This window comes from Kitasatospora sp. NPDC127035, from assembly GCF_042726075.1.
Taxonomy (GTDB): domain Bacteria; phylum Actinomycetota; class Actinomycetes; order Streptomycetales; family Streptomycetaceae; genus Kitasatospora.
This window is the reverse complement of record NZ_JBHXDN010000088.1, coordinates 1-16297: the sequence shown is the minus strand read 5'-3', so window position 1 is coordinate 16297 and position 16297 is coordinate 1. Positions and strand designations below refer to the sequence as shown.

Annotated in this window: 14 protein-coding genes; 5 read left to right on the top strand and 9 right to left on the bottom strand. The window is 74.8% G+C overall.

All coding sequences use genetic code 11. The features are described 5' to 3' along the window. Positions 1–15: 15 nt before the first annotated feature. From ACFWIC_RS36710 to ACFWIC_RS36700, 3 genes are read right to left on the bottom strand one after another with little or no spacing between them, the layout of a single operon-like run. Positions 16–870 carry a fumarylacetoacetate hydrolase family protein gene (locus tag ACFWIC_RS36710; RefSeq protein WP_329947635.1) on the bottom strand — a complete coding sequence of 285 codons (855 nt, stop codon included), beginning with the start codon at positions 868–870 and terminating at the stop codon, positions 16–18. Further along, entirely contained in the window at positions 863–1876 is a 1014-nt protein-coding gene (locus ACFWIC_RS36705; RefSeq protein ID WP_380521255.1) for a 3,4-dihydroxyphenylacetate 2,3-dioxygenase, read from the bottom strand. Before ACFWIC_RS36705 ends, ACFWIC_RS36710 begins: the two co-directional genes overlap by 8 nt. Beyond that, entirely contained in the window at positions 1869–3374 is a 1506-nt protein-coding gene (locus ACFWIC_RS36700) for an aldehyde dehydrogenase (RefSeq protein WP_380521253.1), read from the bottom strand. The genes ACFWIC_RS36705 and ACFWIC_RS36700 overlap by 8 nt, the downstream gene beginning before the upstream one ends. 149 nt (positions 3375–3523) lie before the next feature. On the opposite strand from ACFWIC_RS36700, the gene ACFWIC_RS36695 reads away from it, so the two are divergent. Further along, a complete protein-coding gene (locus ACFWIC_RS36695) occupies positions 3524–5029 on the top strand; it encodes an aldehyde dehydrogenase (protein WP_380363146.1) in 1506 nt (501 codons plus the stop codon). Further along, the gene (locus tag ACFWIC_RS36690; RefSeq protein WP_329947639.1) at positions 5026–5769 is read left to right on the top strand and encodes a gamma-glutamyl-gamma-aminobutyrate hydrolase family protein; all 744 of its coding nucleotides are present in this window, start codon (positions 5026–5028) and stop codon (positions 5767–5769) included. Before ACFWIC_RS36695 ends, ACFWIC_RS36690 begins: the two co-directional genes overlap by 4 nt. Positions 5770–5873: 104 nt before the next feature. On the opposite strand, the gene ACFWIC_RS36685 is transcribed toward ACFWIC_RS36690, so the two are convergent. Both ACFWIC_RS36685 and ACFWIC_RS36680 read right to left on the bottom strand, forming a co-directional pair. Further along, positions 5874–6446 (bottom strand): MarR family transcriptional regulator, encoded by a 573-nt coding sequence (locus ACFWIC_RS36685; protein WP_355409431.1) that lies wholly within the window; start codon positions 6444–6446, stop codon positions 5874–5876. A 142-nt stretch (positions 6447–6588) separates the two neighbouring features. Further along, positions 6589–7392: an acetoacetate decarboxylase family protein gene (locus ACFWIC_RS36680; protein WP_380521251.1), complete on the bottom strand. Its 804-nt coding sequence runs from the start codon at positions 7390–7392 to the stop codon at positions 6589–6591. A 482-nt stretch (positions 7393–7874) separates the two neighbouring features. Between ACFWIC_RS36680 and ACFWIC_RS36675 the strand changes: the two genes are divergently transcribed. After that, positions 7875–9137 carry a glutamine synthetase family protein gene (locus ACFWIC_RS36675; RefSeq protein ID WP_380521268.1) on the top strand — a complete coding sequence of 421 codons (1263 nt, stop codon included), beginning with the start codon at positions 7875–7877 and terminating at the stop codon, positions 9135–9137. A 200-nt stretch (positions 9138–9337) separates the two neighbouring features. Here ACFWIC_RS36675 and hpaD read toward each other — a convergent pair whose 3' ends face one another. The 4 genes from hpaD to ACFWIC_RS36655 form a co-directional block, all read right to left on the bottom strand. Further along, positions 9338–10369 (bottom strand): 3,4-dihydroxyphenylacetate 2,3-dioxygenase, encoded by a 1032-nt coding sequence (gene hpaD, locus ACFWIC_RS36670; protein ID WP_329879822.1) that lies wholly within the window; start codon positions 10367–10369, stop codon positions 9338–9340. 22 nt (positions 10370–10391) lie between these two features. Beyond that, complete coding sequence (hpaE, locus tag ACFWIC_RS36665; protein WP_380521250.1) at positions 10392–11936, bottom strand: 5-carboxymethyl-2-hydroxymuconate semialdehyde dehydrogenase; 1545 nt, start codon at positions 11934–11936, stop codon at positions 10392–10394. A 44-nt stretch (positions 11937–11980) separates the two neighbouring features. Then, positions 11981–12901, bottom strand: a complete 921-nt coding sequence (gene dapA / locus ACFWIC_RS36660; protein WP_329947643.1) for a 4-hydroxy-tetrahydrodipicolinate synthase — start codon at positions 12899–12901, stop codon at positions 11981–11983. 67 nt (positions 12902–12968) lie between these two features. Next, a complete protein-coding gene (locus ACFWIC_RS36655; RefSeq protein ID WP_380521248.1) occupies positions 12969–14429 on the bottom strand; it encodes a fumarylacetoacetate hydrolase family protein in 1461 nt (486 codons plus the stop codon). Between the two features lie 190 nt (positions 14430–14619). Between ACFWIC_RS36655 and ACFWIC_RS36650 the strand changes: the two genes are divergently transcribed. Both ACFWIC_RS36650 and ACFWIC_RS36645 read left to right on the top strand, forming a co-directional pair. Beyond that, on the top strand, positions 14620–15375 hold the full coding sequence (locus ACFWIC_RS36650) for an alpha/beta fold hydrolase (protein WP_380521246.1): 756 nt from the start codon (positions 14620–14622) through the stop codon (positions 15373–15375). 77 nt (positions 15376–15452) lie between these two features. Continuing rightward, a complete protein-coding gene (locus tag ACFWIC_RS36645) occupies positions 15453–16124 on the top strand; it encodes a GntR family transcriptional regulator (protein WP_329947646.1) in 672 nt (223 codons plus the stop codon). The last annotated feature ends 173 nt before the right edge of the window (positions 16125–16297 follow it).

Sequence of the window (16297 nt, the reverse complement as noted above, 5' to 3'; positions counted from 1 at the left end):
CGGGGACCGGACCGGTCAGTGGGCGGTGCGGACCGGCGGCCGGACGCCCCGGAACTCCCAGTCGCCGCCGAGGGCGGTGGAGAGCACCTCCTCGGAGGCGGTCAGCTGGGCGCCGACGTCGGTGCGGACGGGCACCGGACCGGCCACCACGTGGTTGCGGAGCCGGCCGAGCCCCTCGACCTCGACCTCGACGACGTCGCCCGGCTGCACCGGCCGGGAGTTGGCGGGTGTGCCGGAGAGCAGCACGTCGCCGGGGTGGAGCGTGATGGTGCGGGCGATGTCGGCCACCAGGTAGTGCATGTCCCACTCCATCTCGTCGGTGGAGCCGTCCTGGACGATCGTCCCGTTCACGTAGGTGCGCAGGTACTTGCCGCGGAAGTCCCAGTCGGTGACCAGGCCGGGGCCGAGCGGGCCGAGGGTGTCGGAGCCCTTCACCCGGAGCATCGATCCGGCGTCGGTGTCGCGGAAGTCGTGCAGGCCGAAGTCGTTGGCGACGGTGTACCCGGCGATGTACGCCCCGGCGTCGGCGGGGGCGATGTTGCGGCAGGTGCGGCCGATCACGATCGCCACCTCGCCCTCGTAGTTGAGGTAGCGGCAGCCTTCGGGCCGGACCACGGCGCCCTCGTGGGAGTTGAGCGCCGAGACGGGCTTGTGGAAGTAGGTCGGGGCCGGGGTGAGCCTGATGCCGAACTCCTCGACCCGGCTGCGGTGGTTGAGGTGAACGGCGATGATCTTGCTGGGGACGACCGGCGGCAGGTGGTGGGCGGACTCGGCGGAGACCCGGCGGCCGTCGCCGGCGACCAGGTCGGCGCCCTCGCGCCGTACCTCGACCACGGCGCCGTCGAGCAGGATCCGGCGGTACTCAGGCATGGGGGAGCTCCTCGGTGCGGGGGCCGGCGGGACCGTCGACGTGGTGCGGATCGTCGCGGTGCGGATCGTCGCGGTGCGGGTCGACGTGGTGGTGCGGGTCGTGGCGGGCGGGCCCGGGCCGCGGCGCGGTCCAGCCGGCGGCGGGCCGGTCGAACCAGAGCAGCGCCTGTCCGGTGCCCACGGAGTTCTCGTACTCGCCGTACTGGCGGGCGGGCGCGGTGCAGCGCTGCTCGCCGAGGGCGCCGGCCAGCATCAGGTAGTGGCCGAAGCCGGCCTCGGGCTTGAAGGCCCGGAACTCGTCCATGGTGTCGAGGACGCGGTCGTGCCGGCCCTGGCGGAACCAGTCGATCCGCTGCTCGTCGGCGGCCCGGGCCTGCGGGGTGAAGATGTGGCTCGGGTCGCTGGCCTCGTGGTCGCGCAGCTCGCGCAGCGGCCAGAAGGTGTGCGACAGCGCGCCGGAGGCGATCACCAGGACCTTCCGGTCGACGGCCGCGATGCCGTCGGCGAGCGCCCGGCCGAGGCGCAGGTGGTCCTCGGCGTCGCCGGTCTGGCAGACCCCGATGCTGACCCAGCGCTTGTCCGGCAGGCCCTCGCCGAGGTGTTTCCAGAGGTTGACGGTCGCGTAGTAGACCGGGAGCCAGGGATCGTCGATCGGGGTGATCCAGGTGCCGTGGCGGTCGGCGAACCGGGCGACGGAGTGGGCGAGTTCCTGGTCCCCGGGGTAGTCGTAAGGCATCCGGCGCATGCCGCGCGGCAGCTCCTCGGAGGTGAACAGGCCGGCCCGGCGCTGCTGGGCGGCGACCACGAACTCGACGGTGGTGGCCCAGTGCGAGTCGAGGAGGACGACCGTGTCGTAGTCGACCGTCTCGAAGACGTCCCGGCGCAGCTCCCGGAGGCCGGTGACCAGGCTGATCTCGCGGCCTCCGTTGAGCTCGCGCCGGGTGGCCTCGGGCAGCACGATGGTGGGGACGTGGGCGAGCAGCCCGGCGCCGACGATCTCACCCATGGTGGGCCCAGCCCTTCGGTGCGGTGACGGTGTTGCGCAGGTCGCAGTAGAAGTCGAAGCTCCAGTCGCCGCCCTCGCGGCCGACGCCCGACTCGCGCGAGCCGCCGAACGGCGCGCGCAGGTCGCGGACGAAGAAGCAGTTGACCCAGACGGTGCCGGCCACCAGCTGGTCGGCGACCCGGTCGGCGCGCTCCCGGTCGCCGGTGACGACCGTGGCCGCGAGGCCGAAGCGGGTGTCGTTGGCGAGGGTGACGGCCTCCTCCTCGGTGGCGAAGGTCTGCAGCGTGAGCACCGGTCCGAAGACCTCCTCCTGGACGATCTCGGAGGACTGGTGGACGTCGGTGAGCAGGGTCGGGCGGTAGTAGAGGCCGCCCAGCTCCTCGTTCGGCCCGCCGCCGAAGACCGCGCGGGCGCCGTTGCCCAGGGCGCGCCGGACGTAGCCGTCGATCCGCTCCAGCTGGCGGGGGTGGATGTTCGGTCCGACGTCGGTCGTCTCCTCGCGCGGGTCGCCCTGGCGCAGTGCGGCGGCGCGGGCGGTGAGCCGGGCGGTGAACTCCTCGGCCACCGACGCCTCGACCAGCAGGCGGGTGGCGGCGAGGCAGACCTGGCCGGCGTTGTCGAACTGTTCGGCGGCGAGGTCGGCGGCGAGGTCGAGGTCCGCGTCGGCGAAGACCAGCAGCGGCGACTTGCCGCCGAGTTCGAGGCTGGTCGGGGTGAGGTGGTGGCCGGCGGACGCGGCGATCTGCCGGGCGGTGGGGACGGAGCCGGTAAAGCTGATCCGCCGGACGTCGGGGTGGGCGGTGAGCGGCGCGCCCACCTCGGCGCCGTAGCCCTGGACGACGTTGAGGACGCCGTCGGGCAGGCCGGCCGCGGCGGCGATGTCCGCGAGCAGCGAGGCGGTGAGCGGTGACCACTCGGCGGGCTTGAGCACGACGGTGTTCCCGGCGGCGAGGGCGGGGGCCACCTTCCAGGTCGCCAGCATCAGCGGCGCGTTCCAGGGGGTGATGAGGACGCACGGGCCGGCCGGGTCCCAGCTGACCCGGTTGGTGTGGCCGCGGGTGTCGAGCTCCGGGTGGGCGAGGGTGAGCAGCCGGTCGGCGAAGAACCGGAAGTTGTGGGCCACGCGCGGCATGACACCGCGTCGGTGCGAGCGCAGCAGGGCGCCGTTGTCGGCGGTCTCGACGGCGGCGAGGTCCTCCAGCCGGGCCTCGACGCCGTCGGCGATCGCGTGCAGCAGCCGGGCCCGCTCGGCCGGCGGGGTGGCGGCCCAGCCGGGGTGGGCGGCCGTGGCGGCGGCGACGGCGGCCCGCGCCTCGGCGGCGGACCCCCGGGCGATCCGGGCGAGCTCGGTGCCGTCGACGGGGGAGTGGTCGGCGAAGGTGTCGGCGGAGGCGACGCGGCGTCCGCCGATCCAGTGGCGGGTGTCCACGGGGACCCCGGCCACCGTGGCGAGGTGGGGCGGCGGCGCGTCGACGGTGGCCGCGGGGTGGACGGGCATGCGCGCCCTCCTTCTACTCGTTTGGTTCCAAACAACATAGGGGCGGCGCTCGGCGAGGTCAACCCTTTGACGTGACGCTGTCGTTGGCTATCGTTTGCTTCCAAATGAAGCTCCCGGCGGCATTCGCCGCGACCTGAACCGGAGGCACCGTGACGGGCGGAACGCAGCACGGCGGCACGTACGAGGACTGGCAGCGGCGCGCCCGCGAGCTCGCCCTCCCCACCGCCCACCTGATCGGCGGCACGCAGGAACCCGGCGGCGGCGCCACCTTCGAGGTGGTCTCCCCGCGGGACGGCCGCGTCCTGGCGGAGGTCGCCGCCGGCGGCGACGCGGAGGCCGACGCCGCCGTGGCCGCCGCCCGCCGGGCCTTCGACCACGGCCCGTGGCCGCGGACCGCCCCGGCCGACCGCGGACGCGCACTCCAGCGACTGGCCGACCTGGTCGAGCTGCACCGCGACGAACTCGCCCTGCTGATCAGCCTGGAGATGGGCAAGCCGGTCGCCGAGGCGCGGGACATCGAACTGCGCGCGGTGGCCGCCACCTTCCGCTGGTACGGACAGCTCGCCGACAAGCTGGTCGACGAGGCCCCGCACACCCCCGGCGACGCCCTCGCGCTCGTCACCCGCGAGCCGGTCGGCGTCGTGGCGGCCGTCGTGCCGTGGAACTTCCCCCTCACCATGGCCGCCTGGAAGACCGCGCCGGCCCTCGCCGCCGGCTGCACCGTGGTGCTCAAGCCCGCCGAACAGTCCCCGCTCTCCGCGCTGCGCCTCGGTGCGCTCGCCGTCGAGGCCGGACTGCCGGACGGCGTCCTCAACGTGCTGGCCGGCCAGGGCCCGGAGGCCGGCCGCGCCCTCGGCCGCCACCCGGACGTCGACGCGCTCGCCTTCACCGGCTCCACCGGGGTCGGACGCCACTTCCTGCGGTACGCCGCCGACTCCAACCTCAAGCGGGTCTGGCTCGAACTCGGCGGCAAGTCCCCGAACATCGTGCTGCCGGACGCCCCCGACCTGGACCGCGCGGCGGCCACCGCCGCCTGGGGGATCTTCTTCAACCAGGGGGAGATGTGCACCGCGCCGTCCAGGCTGCTGGTGCACCGCGCGGTGGCCGACCGGGTGGTGGACGCCGTCGTGGCCCGCGCCCGCACGCTGCGGGTCGGCGACCCGCTCGACCCGGCCACCGAGATGGGCCCGCTGGTCACGGCGGCCCACCGCGAGCGCGTCCTCGGGCACGTCGGGGCCGCCCACGAGGACGGGGCCCGGCTGCGGGCCGGCGGCGCCGCCACCCTCGCGGAGACCGGCGGGCACTACCTGCTGCCGACCGTGTTCGACCGGGTCGCGGCGGACTCCCGGCTCGCCCGCGACGAGGTGTTCGGCCCGGTCCTCGCCGTCCAGGTCTTCGACACCCCCGAGGAGGCCGTCCGGCTCGCCAACGACAGCGTCTACGGGCTGGCCGCCGGGCTCTGGACCGCGGACCTCTCCACCGCCCACCGGATGTCGCGGGCGCTGCGGGCCGGGACGGTCTGGGTCAACTGCTACGAGGAGGGCGGGCTCGAAGTGCCGTTCGGGGGCGTCAAGCAGTCCGGCCACGGCCGCGACAAGTCCGCCCACGCGCTGGACAAGTACACCGACCTCAAGACCACCTGGATCCGGCTGTGAGCGCGGCCCGGCCGCTGATCGCCCTGCCCGCCCGGTACTCGGCCTCGGCCTCGGCGCTGCGGTACGCCGCGCTGGTGACCGCCGAGGCGCTGGCCGAGGCCGTCTACCGGGCGGGCGGCGAGCCGTTCATGATGCTGCCCGCCGGGCCCCGCGCGCCGGGGGCCGCCGGCGCGGAGGAGATCGCCGAGCGACTCGCGCGCTGCGCGGGCCTGCTGCTTCCCGGCGGCGGGGACCTCGACCCGGCGCACTACGGCGGGGCCGACCGGCACCCCGAGGTCTACGACCTGCACCCCGGGCAGGACGCCTTCGACCTCGCGCTCGCCGGGTACGCCCTGGTGGCCGGCCTGCCGACGCTGGCCGTCTGCCGCGGCCTCCAGGTCGTCAACACGGTGCTCGGCGGCTCCCTGGAGCAGGACATGGGAGGCCCGGGGCGGGACCACCGGCACGTGCTCCACCGGCTGGCGCCGGTCGGCGGGAGCCTGCTGGCGTCGGTCACCGGCGCGGGGGAGCGGGAGGTGTCCTGCTACCACCACCAGCGCGTCGACCGGCTCGGGCGCGGACTCCGGGTGACGGCGCGGGCGGCCGACGGCACCGTGGAGGCGGTCGAACTCGCCTCGCCGGCCGGGTGGTTCCTCGGGGTGCAGTGGCACCCCGAGGACACCTCGGCCGCCGACCCGGGCCGGCGGGCCGTCTTCGAGGCCCTCGTCGAGGCCGCCGCCGCCGAGAGCCGCCGGGGCTGAGCGCCACCGGGGTCGAACGCGGCCGGCCCGGTCCTCCGAGGGGGACCGGGCCGGCCGCGAGGAGCCGAGGGGGTGCCGGCGCGTCGGGGCGGGGGCCGGAGGGCTCAGGCCTCGCGCCGGCGGCGACCGCCCGGGCGGGGCGGCGGGGGAGCGTCGGCGGTCAGCTCGGAGCGGCGGTTCCCGCCGTCCCGCTCCAGCGTGCCGACGACCCGGCGCAGCAGGCCGGCCAGCTGCTCGCACTCCTCGTCGGAGAGCGCACCGGCCACGAACGCCTCCTCCTGGTTGAACCGCGGGAACAGCTCGGCCATCAGGGACTCCCCGGCGGGGGTGAGCCTCAGCAGCACCATCCGCCCGTCCGACGGGTGGCCGACCCGCTCGACCAGGCCGCGGGATTCGAGCGTGCGGGCGACGCCGGTGAGCGTGCCCTTGGAGATGCCGGCCTCCTCGGCGACGTACCGGGTCTCCATCTCGCCCCAGATCCAGACCACCCAGAGCACCACGAACGAGGTCCAGGTCAGCTGGGCGCCGCGCAGGACGGAGTTCTCCAGGTGCTGGCGGACGGCGGCGGCCGCCCGGTGGATGTTGGAGACGGCGGCCATCTGCGCCCGCAGCAGCGGAACCTGGCCCAGCTTGGCCAGGACGGCCCGCTCGGTCTCCTCGATGGTGCGGTTGGTCACCGGTCGTCCCTCCCACGCGGCGGGGCCGCGGTTCTGTCGTCGGCCGAATCTAGCGTGCCGGGCACTCCATTTGCACCCGTACGACCTGCGTCCGGGGCCTGGGGGTCCCGGACCCGGGGGTTCCGGGGCCCGGGACGCAGGATCAGCCCGTCGTGGCCGCCGACTCCAGCAGGCGACCGCCGTTCCAGACCACGCCGACCTGCCGGTAGTAGGCGGCGATCGGCTCCTCGATCCGCAGCGCGGCGAGCTCCTCCGTGGGCGCCTCGAACAGCTCCAGCTCGGCGCTGCCGCGCCAGGCCGGTCCGGCCTCGAAGGCGGCGGCCCCGCTCTCGACCAGCTCGTCCAGCGCGAAGGCGCCCGGCCGGTCGATGGCCGGCAGCCGGCGGTGGTGGGCCATCGGGTGGCCGTTCACGAAGCCGTTGGTCGGGGACTCCTCCTCCAGCGTGACCACCGCCTGCGCGAGCCGCCGGTCGGCCGCCGCGAGGGTGGCCCCGAACCGGGCGCCGGGGGCGAGCCGGGGCGCCGGGCCGAAGGGGTGCGGGCGGGTCTGGTGGATCGAGCCCAGCTTCTTCGGGTAGCCCTGGTGCAGGCCGCGCGCGATCGCGAAGTCCTTGTCCACCCAGATGTAGACGCAGCGGGAGTAGGTCCGGCCCCGGTAGCTGCAGCGCACCACGGCGAAGCACTCCCGGTACTGGGAGCGGACCGGGTCGAGCAGCTCCGCGCCGTCGGCGGCGCAGGACTGCCAGTCGGCCCAGATCAGGGCGATCGCGCCGGGGTCCTCCTCGGCCGGCGACAGCGGCGCGGGGAGCAGCTCGGCGACCCGGGCCGGGTCGGTGCGGTACTCGATCGTCAGCAGGTCGCCCGAGTAGTGCCAGGGCGGGGCCGGGACGAGGGAGGAGCGGCCGGTGGCCGTCCTGGGGTGAAAGAAGCCGTGCACGGTGGCCACGGCACCTCCTGGTTCGGGGTGGCTGGGGCGGGTGGCGGGCGGGTCGGTGGGCGCGGCGGCGTGGCCGCGGAAGCGGCGCGGCGGCGGGGGTGCGACCTGCGGGGGTTTCTCGTTTGGGGCCATACGATATGCCGCGACGGGCCGTCTGTCACCCCCTCCTCCCCGATTGCGCGGATCCGGCCCGGACTCTTGCCGAACGGGGCACCCGGGCCTAATGTTTGATCCCAAACGAGAGTCCGAGGCCGGTGCTGTCCGCTCGCCCGCCCGGACCGCAGGTGCACTCCCTCCCCCACGCCAGCCTCACGAGGAGGCCCGCAGTGACCGACCAGGTCGCCACCCCCGCATCCCCCGCCGGGACCACCCCCGACGCCGGGACCGCCCCGGTCGCCGGCCCGAACGCCGCAGGCCCGAGCGTCGCCGAGACGGTCGCCGCGCTCAAGGCCCAGGGCGTCGACGTCGTCCGCGTGACCTACCCGGACCTCATGGGCACCGACCGGGGCCGCGACATCCTCGTCGACGCCCTGCCCGACGCGGTCGGCCACGGCCTCGCCTTCTGCCGCGCGATCTACCACACCGGACCGCTCGGCGAGGTCGTCCCGGTCGAGGGCGGCCTGGACGCGGGCCTGCCCGACATCACCTTCCACCCCGACCTCGCCACCCTGGCCCCGCTGCCCTGGGAGCCCGGCGTCGCCTGGTGCCTCGGCCGCACCACCGACCCGCGCACCGGCCGCCCGGGCCCGGAGTCGCCCCGCGAGGTCCTGCACACCGTCACCGAACGCCTCGCCGGGCTCGGGCTCACCGCCGTCGTCGGACCGGAGCTGGAGTACTTCCTCTGCGACCCGGACCCGACCGCGCCGAGCGGCTGGCGGCCCTACGCGGACGCCCCGGGCAACGTCTACGCGGCCGGCCGGCGCGGCGACCCGGACGGCCACCTGCTGCGCACCCTGCGTCAGCTCGGCCGGCTCGGCATCGGCGTCACCATGGGCAACCACGAGTTCTCCGGCGGCCAGTTCGAGATCAACCTCACCCACTCCGAGGCCGTGGACGCCGCGGACCGGGCGTTCCGGTTCAAGGCCGCCGTCAAGGAGCTCGCCCGGGTGGAGGGCCGGCTGGCCACCTTCATGGCCAAGCCGTTCAACGCCGAGGGCGGCTCCGGGTTCCACCTGCACGTCTCCTGCCTCGACACCGCGGGGCGGAACGTGTTCGCCGACCCCGGCGCGCCCGACGGCCTCTCCGCCACCGCCCGGCACGCGATCGGCGGCGTCCTGCGGCACGCGCCCGCGCTGGCCGCGCTGCTCAACCCCACCGTGAACTCCTACAAGCGGTTCGGGCCGGACACCCTGGCGCCCTGGCTCATCGACTGGGGCCTGGACAACCGCAGTGCGATGGTGCGCATCCCGCCGGAGCGCGGCGGCGCGACCCGGCTGGAGGTGCGCCTGGGCGACGCGACCGCCAACCCCTACCTGGCGGTCGCCGGCCTCGTCGCCGCGCTCGCGCTCGGCGTCGAGGACGCGGTGGAACCGTCCGCGCCGCTGGAGGGCTACGGCTACGACGCCGCCAGGGCGCCGGTGCTGCCCGGCTCGCTGGGCGCGGCACTGGACGCGCTGGAGGCCGACACGGCCCTCTGCGAGGCGCTCGGCAAGGACTTCACCGCGGCCTTCCTGGCCTTCAAGCGGGCCGAGCTGGAGCGCTTCGACCGCTACGTGACCGACTGGGAGTTCCGGGAGTACGGCTACCACCTCTGAGCTCGTCGTCCCACCCCTGACGGACCCGCACGCCCGACGGACCCGACGCCCGCCCCGGGCGGCGGGTCCGTCGCCGTTCCCGCAGCTCGCCGCCCGGGGCCGGGCCCCGCAGGCCCCCGCCGGTGCCCGCCCGGGAACGCCGCTGCCGCCCCGGGCGGACCCGGGGCGGCAGCGGCGTCGTTCGGCGGGGTGCGGGCCGGTCAGCCCTCCGCGGCCGGCACGGCCGCCGGGATGTTCCCCAGCCCGTCCGCGCCGACCTGGACCGCCGACTCGTCCAGCGCGGCCGAGACGACCGGCTGCGGCTTCCCGTCGAGGTCCAGCACGGGCACCGCCTCCTTGTACCAGGACTCGATGACGGCGTTGCCCCAGAAGTCCCGGCGCCGGTCGTCGTTCACGTTCCAGCGGAAGGTCTCGTGGTCCGGGTCGCCGGTGTAGTAGTCGGAGGTGTAGATCTCCACCCGGTGGCCGTCCGGGTCGCGCAGGTACACGTAGAAGGCGTTGGACACGCCGTGGCGCCCGGGCCCGCGCTCGATGTGGTGCTCGGCCCGCAGCGAGCCGAAGATGTCGGCCGTCCGCAGCACCTGGTGCGCCTCGGGGGCGAAGACCCCGACGTGGTGCAGCCGCGGCCCGGCGCCGCTGGTGAACGCGACGTCGTGGACGGTCTGCTTGCGGAACATCCAGGCCGCGTACAGCTCGTGCTCGTCGCCCTCGATGGTCTCCGAGCAGCCGAAGCCGAGGGAGCGGTAGTGCTCGTAGGCGGCGGGTATGTCCGGCACCACGATGTTGAAGTGGTCCAGCCGGGCGACCTCCGCCCCCCGGCGCAGGTCGTACCGCTGGATGAGCCGCTCGGCCCGCTCGATCGCGTGGAAGAACTCGACGGTGAAGCCGAGCGGGTCCACCACGCGGACGGCGTCGCCGACGCCGCGGGTGCCGGTGCCGGCGGGGACCCGGCGCACGGGGCAGCCGAGTGCGGTGAAGAACTCCTCGGCGTGGTCCAGGTCCTCCGGGGTGCGCACCCGGTAGGCGAGGTGGTCCAGCGCGGCGGCGTCGCCCACCCGCAGGACGAGGCTGTGGTGGGTGAGCTCGTCGGTGCCCCGCAGGTACAGCGTGCGGTCGTCCTCGTACTGGACGTGGAAGCCGAGCATGTCGACCCAGAACCAGCGGGTCCGGGGCAGGTCGGTGACGACCAGCTGGGCGTAGGCGGAGCGTACGACGTCCGGGGGGGTGGGCATCTCCGTGACCTCCATCTGCGGGTCAGTGCTGCTCGTCGGCGCCGAAGCGGGGGGTGTGGACCTCACCGAGCATCACGTGGACGATCTTGGACTCGGTGTAGAAGTCGATGCTGTGCGCACCGCCCTCGCGGCCGAGGCCGCTGGCCTTGACCCCGCCGAACGGCGTGCGGAGGTCGCGGACGTTGTGGGAGTTGATCCAGACCATGCCGGACTCCACGGCGTGGGCGACCCGGTGACCCCGCTTGAGGTCGGACGTCCACACGTAGGCGGCCAGACCGTACTCGGTGGCGTTGGCCAGGTCAATGGCCTCGTGTTCGTCGTCGAACGGGGCGACCGCGACCACCGGGCCGAAGATCTCCTCCTGGAAGATCCGGGCGTCGCGCGGCACGTCCGCGAAGACGGTCGGCCGGAGGTAGTTCCCCTCGGGCAGGTGCTCCGGGCGTCCGCCGCCGGCGACCAGCCGGGCCTCCGTGCGTCCGGTCTCGACGTAGTCCAGCACCCGCCGGTAGTGCTCGGGGTGCACCAGCGCGCCGACCTCGGTCGCCGGGTCGCCCGGCAGGCCGACCCTGACCCGCTCGGCCCGCTCGGCCAGCCGGCGGGTGAACTCCTCGTACAGCGGGCGCTCGACAAGGACCCGGGAGCCGGCCGTGCAGCGCTCGCCGTTGAGCGAGAAGACGCCGAACACCACCGAGTCCAGGGCGGCCTCGACGTCCGCGTCGGCGAAGACCACGACCGGGGACTTGCCGCCCAGCTCCATGGAGACGGTCTTCAGCCGGTTCGCCGAGCAGCGCACGATGTGCCGGCCGGTGGCGGTGGAGCCGGTGAACGACAGGATCGGCACGTCCGGGTGGTCGACCAGGGCCTGACCGGCCTCCGGGCCGAGCCCGTGCACGATGTTGACCACGCCGGCCGGCACGCCCGCCTCGGTGAGGATCTGCGGCCAGAGGCTGGCGGACAGCGGGGTCCACTCGGCGGGCTTGAGCACCAGGGTGCAGCCGGAGGCGATGGCCGGTGCCAGCTTCCAGCTCTCCAGCATGAACGGGGTGTTCCACGGGGTGATCAGTCCGGCCACGCCGACCGGGGTGCGCACCACGTAGTTCAGCTGCTGGCTCCCGACCCGGAACGCCTCCTCGCCGAGGGCGACGACGACGTCGGCGAAGTAGCGGAAGTTCTCGGCGGCGCGCCGGGCCTGGCCGCGCGCCTGGGTGATCGGCAGGCCGGTGTCGAAGGACTCGAACGCGGCCAGCTCCTCCTCGCGGGCCTCGACGGCGTCGGCGATCCGGTTGAGCACGGTGGCCCGCTCGCGGTTGCCGAGTGCCGCCCACGCGGGGAAGGCGGCCCTGGCCGCCGCGACGGCGCGCTCGACGTCGGCCGCGCCGCCCGCCGCGAGGGTGGCGTAGGGGGTGTTGGAGACCGGGTCGGCGACGTCGAGGACGCGGCCGTCGGCGGAGGGGGCGGCCGCTCCGCCGATCCAGTGCAGGATCGCGCCGGGCAGTCCGGCCGGGCGGGCCGGCGCGCCGGCGGGGTCGGCGGCGGCCTCCGGGGTCGCCTGGGTGCTGGTGGTCATCTCGTCTCCTGCTCTCGTGGTGGGCGGGGCCGCCGGCCCCGGGGTCACAGCTGCTGGGTCAGGTCGCCGCCCGCGGCGAGGAGCGCGCGGATCCGCTCCAGGCCGGCGTCGGTCGGGGCGGTGAGCGGCGGACGGACGTGGTCGGAGGCGATCCGCCCCTGCCGGGCCAGGACCCACTTGGCGGGGGCCGGGTTGGTCTCCACGAACAGCAGGTCCACCAGCGGGTGGAGCCGGTAGTGCAACGCGCGGGCGCCGGCGTGGTCGCCCTGCTCCCACAGTTCGTACATCCGGGCCACGGCGGCGGGCGCGAGGTTGGCGACGGCGCTGATGAACCCGGCCCCGCCGAGCGCCATCAGGGGCAGGCAGAGCAGCTCGATGCCGGACCAGACGAGCAGTTCGGGGCCGCAGGCGTGCAGGACGCGCGAGAAGTGCTCGAAGTCCTTGGTGGTCTCCTTGACGCCGACGACGTTGTCGAAGTCGGTGAACAGCCGGCGCACCGTCTCCGGCTCGATGTCCACGGCGGTGCGCGAGGGCACGTTGTAGATCACCAGCGGCAGGTCGGGGAACTCCCGGGCCACCGTGGCGTACCACCGGTAGAGCGCCTCCTGGGTGGGCCGCGCGTAGTACGGGGTGATCACCAGCGCGGCGTCGGCGCCGAGTTCGGCCGCGGCGGCGGTGAGTTCGAGGGTCTCGTCGAGCTTGGCGGAGCCGGTCCCGGGCAGGAACGGCACCCGGTCGGCGATCTCGTCGGCGGCGGTGCGCATCGCGGCGATCCGCTCCGCGACGCTCTGCGCGCTCGGCTCGCCGGTGGAGCCGCCCAGCGAGATGCCGTGCGAGCCGGAGTCGAGCTGCCAGCGGACGAGGGCGCGCAGCGAGTCGTGGTCCACGGCGCCGGCGTCGGTGAAGGGGGTGACCACGGGGGCGAGGGAGCCGCGGATCACGGACGGGTCGCTTCGGAACTTCATCGGTTCTCCGTCGGGAGTGGGGGAGGAGAGGGGGAGAGGGGCGGGGAAGTGCGGGAGGGGGCGGGGGTCAGTCGCCCTGCGGCCGGTGCTCGCGCAGGTAGAGCGCGCGCCAGTGCTCGTCCATCGGGTAGAGCCCCTTGATGCCGGCGCCCCGGTCCACCTGGCGCAGGATGAAGCGCTCCTCGTCCTCCTGCGCGACGGCGGCCCGGGCGACCTCGGCGGCCAGTGCGGGCGGGATGACCACGACCCCCTCGGCGTCGCCGACCAGCACGTCGCCGGGCATGACGAGCACCCCGCCGCAGGCGACCGGCACCTGCGAGTCCATCGGGACGTGCCGGCGGCCCAGCACGGCGGCGTGCGCGACGGCGTAGTAGGAGGGCAGGTCGAGCTCGGCGAAGGCCGGGCTGTCGCGCAGCCCGCCGTCGGTGACCACCCCGGCCGCGCCGCGGCGCAGCGCGCGCAGCGCGAGGATGTCGCCGAGGGTGCCGGAGCCGTGCTCGCCGCGGGCCTCGATGACCAGCACCTCGCCGGGCAGGATCTCCTCGACGGTGCTCTTCTGGGCGTTCATCCCGCCGCCGCGCTCGGCGAACACGTCCTCGCGCAGCGGAAGGTAGCGCAGGGTGCGGGCGACGCCGACCATCCGCAGGTCGGGGCGGGCCGGGCGGACGCCCTCGATGAAGTGGTGGTCGATGCCGCGTGCGCGCAGCTGGCTGGAGAGCGTGGCGGTGGAGACGGTGCGCAGCGCGGCGGCGGTCTCCTCGTCGAGGCCGGCCGGGCCCGCGGGGGCGGCGGCGCGTCCGGCGGCCGGCGGCGGGTGGCCGGCGTCGTGCGCGGATCCGTAGGCCGCCTGCCGGGCGGCCTCGGTCGCCCGCGGCAGCGCGCCGTACTCGGTGACGCCGGGTTCCTCGGCGACGATCTCGTTGCGCAGCCGGCCGCTCTCCTCCAGCTCGACCTCCACCACGTCGCCGGGGCGGACGACGGTGGAGCCGGCCGGCGTGCCGATCAGCAGGACGTCGCCCGGCTCCAGGGTGGTCGAGCGGGACAGGTCGGCGATCAGCAGGTCGACGGGGAAGAGGAGTTCCTCGGTGGAGGCGTCCTGGACGAGCAGGCCGTTGACCCAGGTGCGCAGCCGCAGCCGGGCCGGATCGACGTCGGTGAGCAGGGCGGGGCCGACCGGGGTGTAGCCGTCGCGACCCTTGGCCCGCAGGTTGGCGCCGAGGTCGGCGTGCTTGAGGTCGTAGACGCCGAAGTCGTTGGCGGCGGCGTAGCCGGCCACGTGCTCCAGGGCGTTCTCCCGGGAGACCCGGTGGGCGCGGGTGCCGATCACCACGGCGATCTCGCCCTCGAAGGCGAGCAGTTCGCAGCCCGCCGGGCGGACGACGGGCCGTCCGCTCCAGGAGAGCGAGGTGGGGGGCTTGAGGAAGTAGGAGGGGGCGTCCGGTGTCCGGCCGCGTTCAGCCGCGCGGCTGCGGTAGTTGAGGTGGACCGCGATGATCTTTACCGGCGCCAGCCCTAGGGGGTGCTCCACGTTGCCCTCCTGTAATCGTATACGGCATCATGCACGATAGCGGACGCGATGGGCGCTGACCATGGTTGATCGGATGCGACTTCGTACATGATCCGTGGGCGCAGATCGACCCTGTCGAGGTCATGACCGGGGAGGGTGCGTGCAGTACTATCAAAAATCGTATGCGAAAACTGGGGAGAGGTGCAGGGGCATGAGAGAGATCGACGGCCTGGCGGTGCGGATCATCACGCCGGCGGAGGGCGACGTGCGGACCACCGGAGGGGAGCCGCCCGTCGTCCTGCTGCACGGCTTCGTCTCCGACGGCGTGACCGACTGGATCGCACCGGGCACCGCCGCCGCGCTCGCCGCCACCGGCCGTACCGTCGTGGTGCCGGACCTGCCCGGCCACGGCGCCTCGGTCGACCCGGTCGACGCCGCCGAGATGGGCGCGGGCGCCCTGACGGACCGTCTGCTGGCGGCCCTGGACGCCCTCGGGATGGGGGAGTTCGACCTCGTGGGCTACTCCCTCGGCGCCCGGCTGGCCTGGGAGTTCCCGGCCGTCGCGCCCGGGCGGGTGGGGCGCGTGGTGCTCGGCGGGCTCAGCCCGCGCGAGCCGTTCGCGGCCGTCGACGTCGAGGCGCTGCACCGCGCGGTGGCCGGCGGCGGCGAGCCCGAGGACCCCTTCACCGGCATGGTCGCCGGCCTGGTCCGCTCGCGCGGCGACCGGGCCCCGGCCCTCGCCCGCTGCGTCGAGGGGCTGCGCAACACCCCCTTCGCGCCGGGCGGTTGGGCCGGCCGGGTCGCGCCGGTCGTGGTCGTCGGCGCGGACGATGTGATGACCCGGGGCATCGAGAGTATCGTTGCTCCCCTTGACGGGGCGGAGCTGGTGACCGTCCCCGGCGATCACCTGGGGGCCGTGGCCGGTGCGGAGTTCCGCCGTGTCGTACTGAAGGCCCTCGCACGGTGACCGCACGGGGCGCGCGGACCGCCGAGCGGTCCGCCACGGGGGCGATGGCCGGTGTGAGGAAGGACGAGGGAACGGCGTTGGGTTCCGCGAAGGACCGATCCACCGGCGGGTCGAAGGCCGAGCAGAGTTACGAGCTGCTCCGCTCACGCATCCTCGACGGCACGTACGGGCCGGGCTACCGGCTGGTCATGAACCAGCTCGCGCAGGAGACCGGGGTGAGCACCATCCCGCTGCGCGAGGCGCTGCGCCGGCTCCAGTCGGACGGCCTGGTCGAGGTGGTGCGCAACATCGGGGCCCGGGTCGCGGTCTTCGAGTCCGTCCAGGTCGAGCACTCGCTGCAGATCCTGGCCCGGCTGGAGGGGTACGCGACGGCCATCTGCGCGCCGCTGCTGACGCCGGACCAGATCGCCGCCTCGCGCGAGATCAACGCCCGGATGGTGGCCGCGCTGGACGAGTTCGACCCGGCCGCGTTCACCGCCCTCAACCGCACCTTCCACTTCTCCATCTACCAGCACTGCCCGGACGCGCACCTGCGGTCGCTGCTGGAGGCCGAGTGGGCCAGGCTGGACCACATGCGGCGCTCCACCTTCACTTACGTCCCGGGCCGGGCCCGGCGCTCGGTGGTGGAGCACGAGCACATCCTCGACCTGATCGAGCGGGGTGCCGACATGGCGGAGATCGAGCGCGTGGCCTGTGCCCACAAGGCGGCCACCGCCGACGCGCTGCACCAGGCGAAGCCGTCGGGCTGAGCTGGACCCGGCGTCCGGACCCGGGTCCGGACGCCGAGCGGGGCGCCGAGCCCGCAGCAGGGGCGGCACCCGGAAGGGGCGGGAGTCCGAGGACTCCCGCCCCGTCCGGGGTCTGCGAGGGGTCACACCAGCAGCAGGCCGCCGGCCACCGGCACCACGGCGCCGGTGATGTG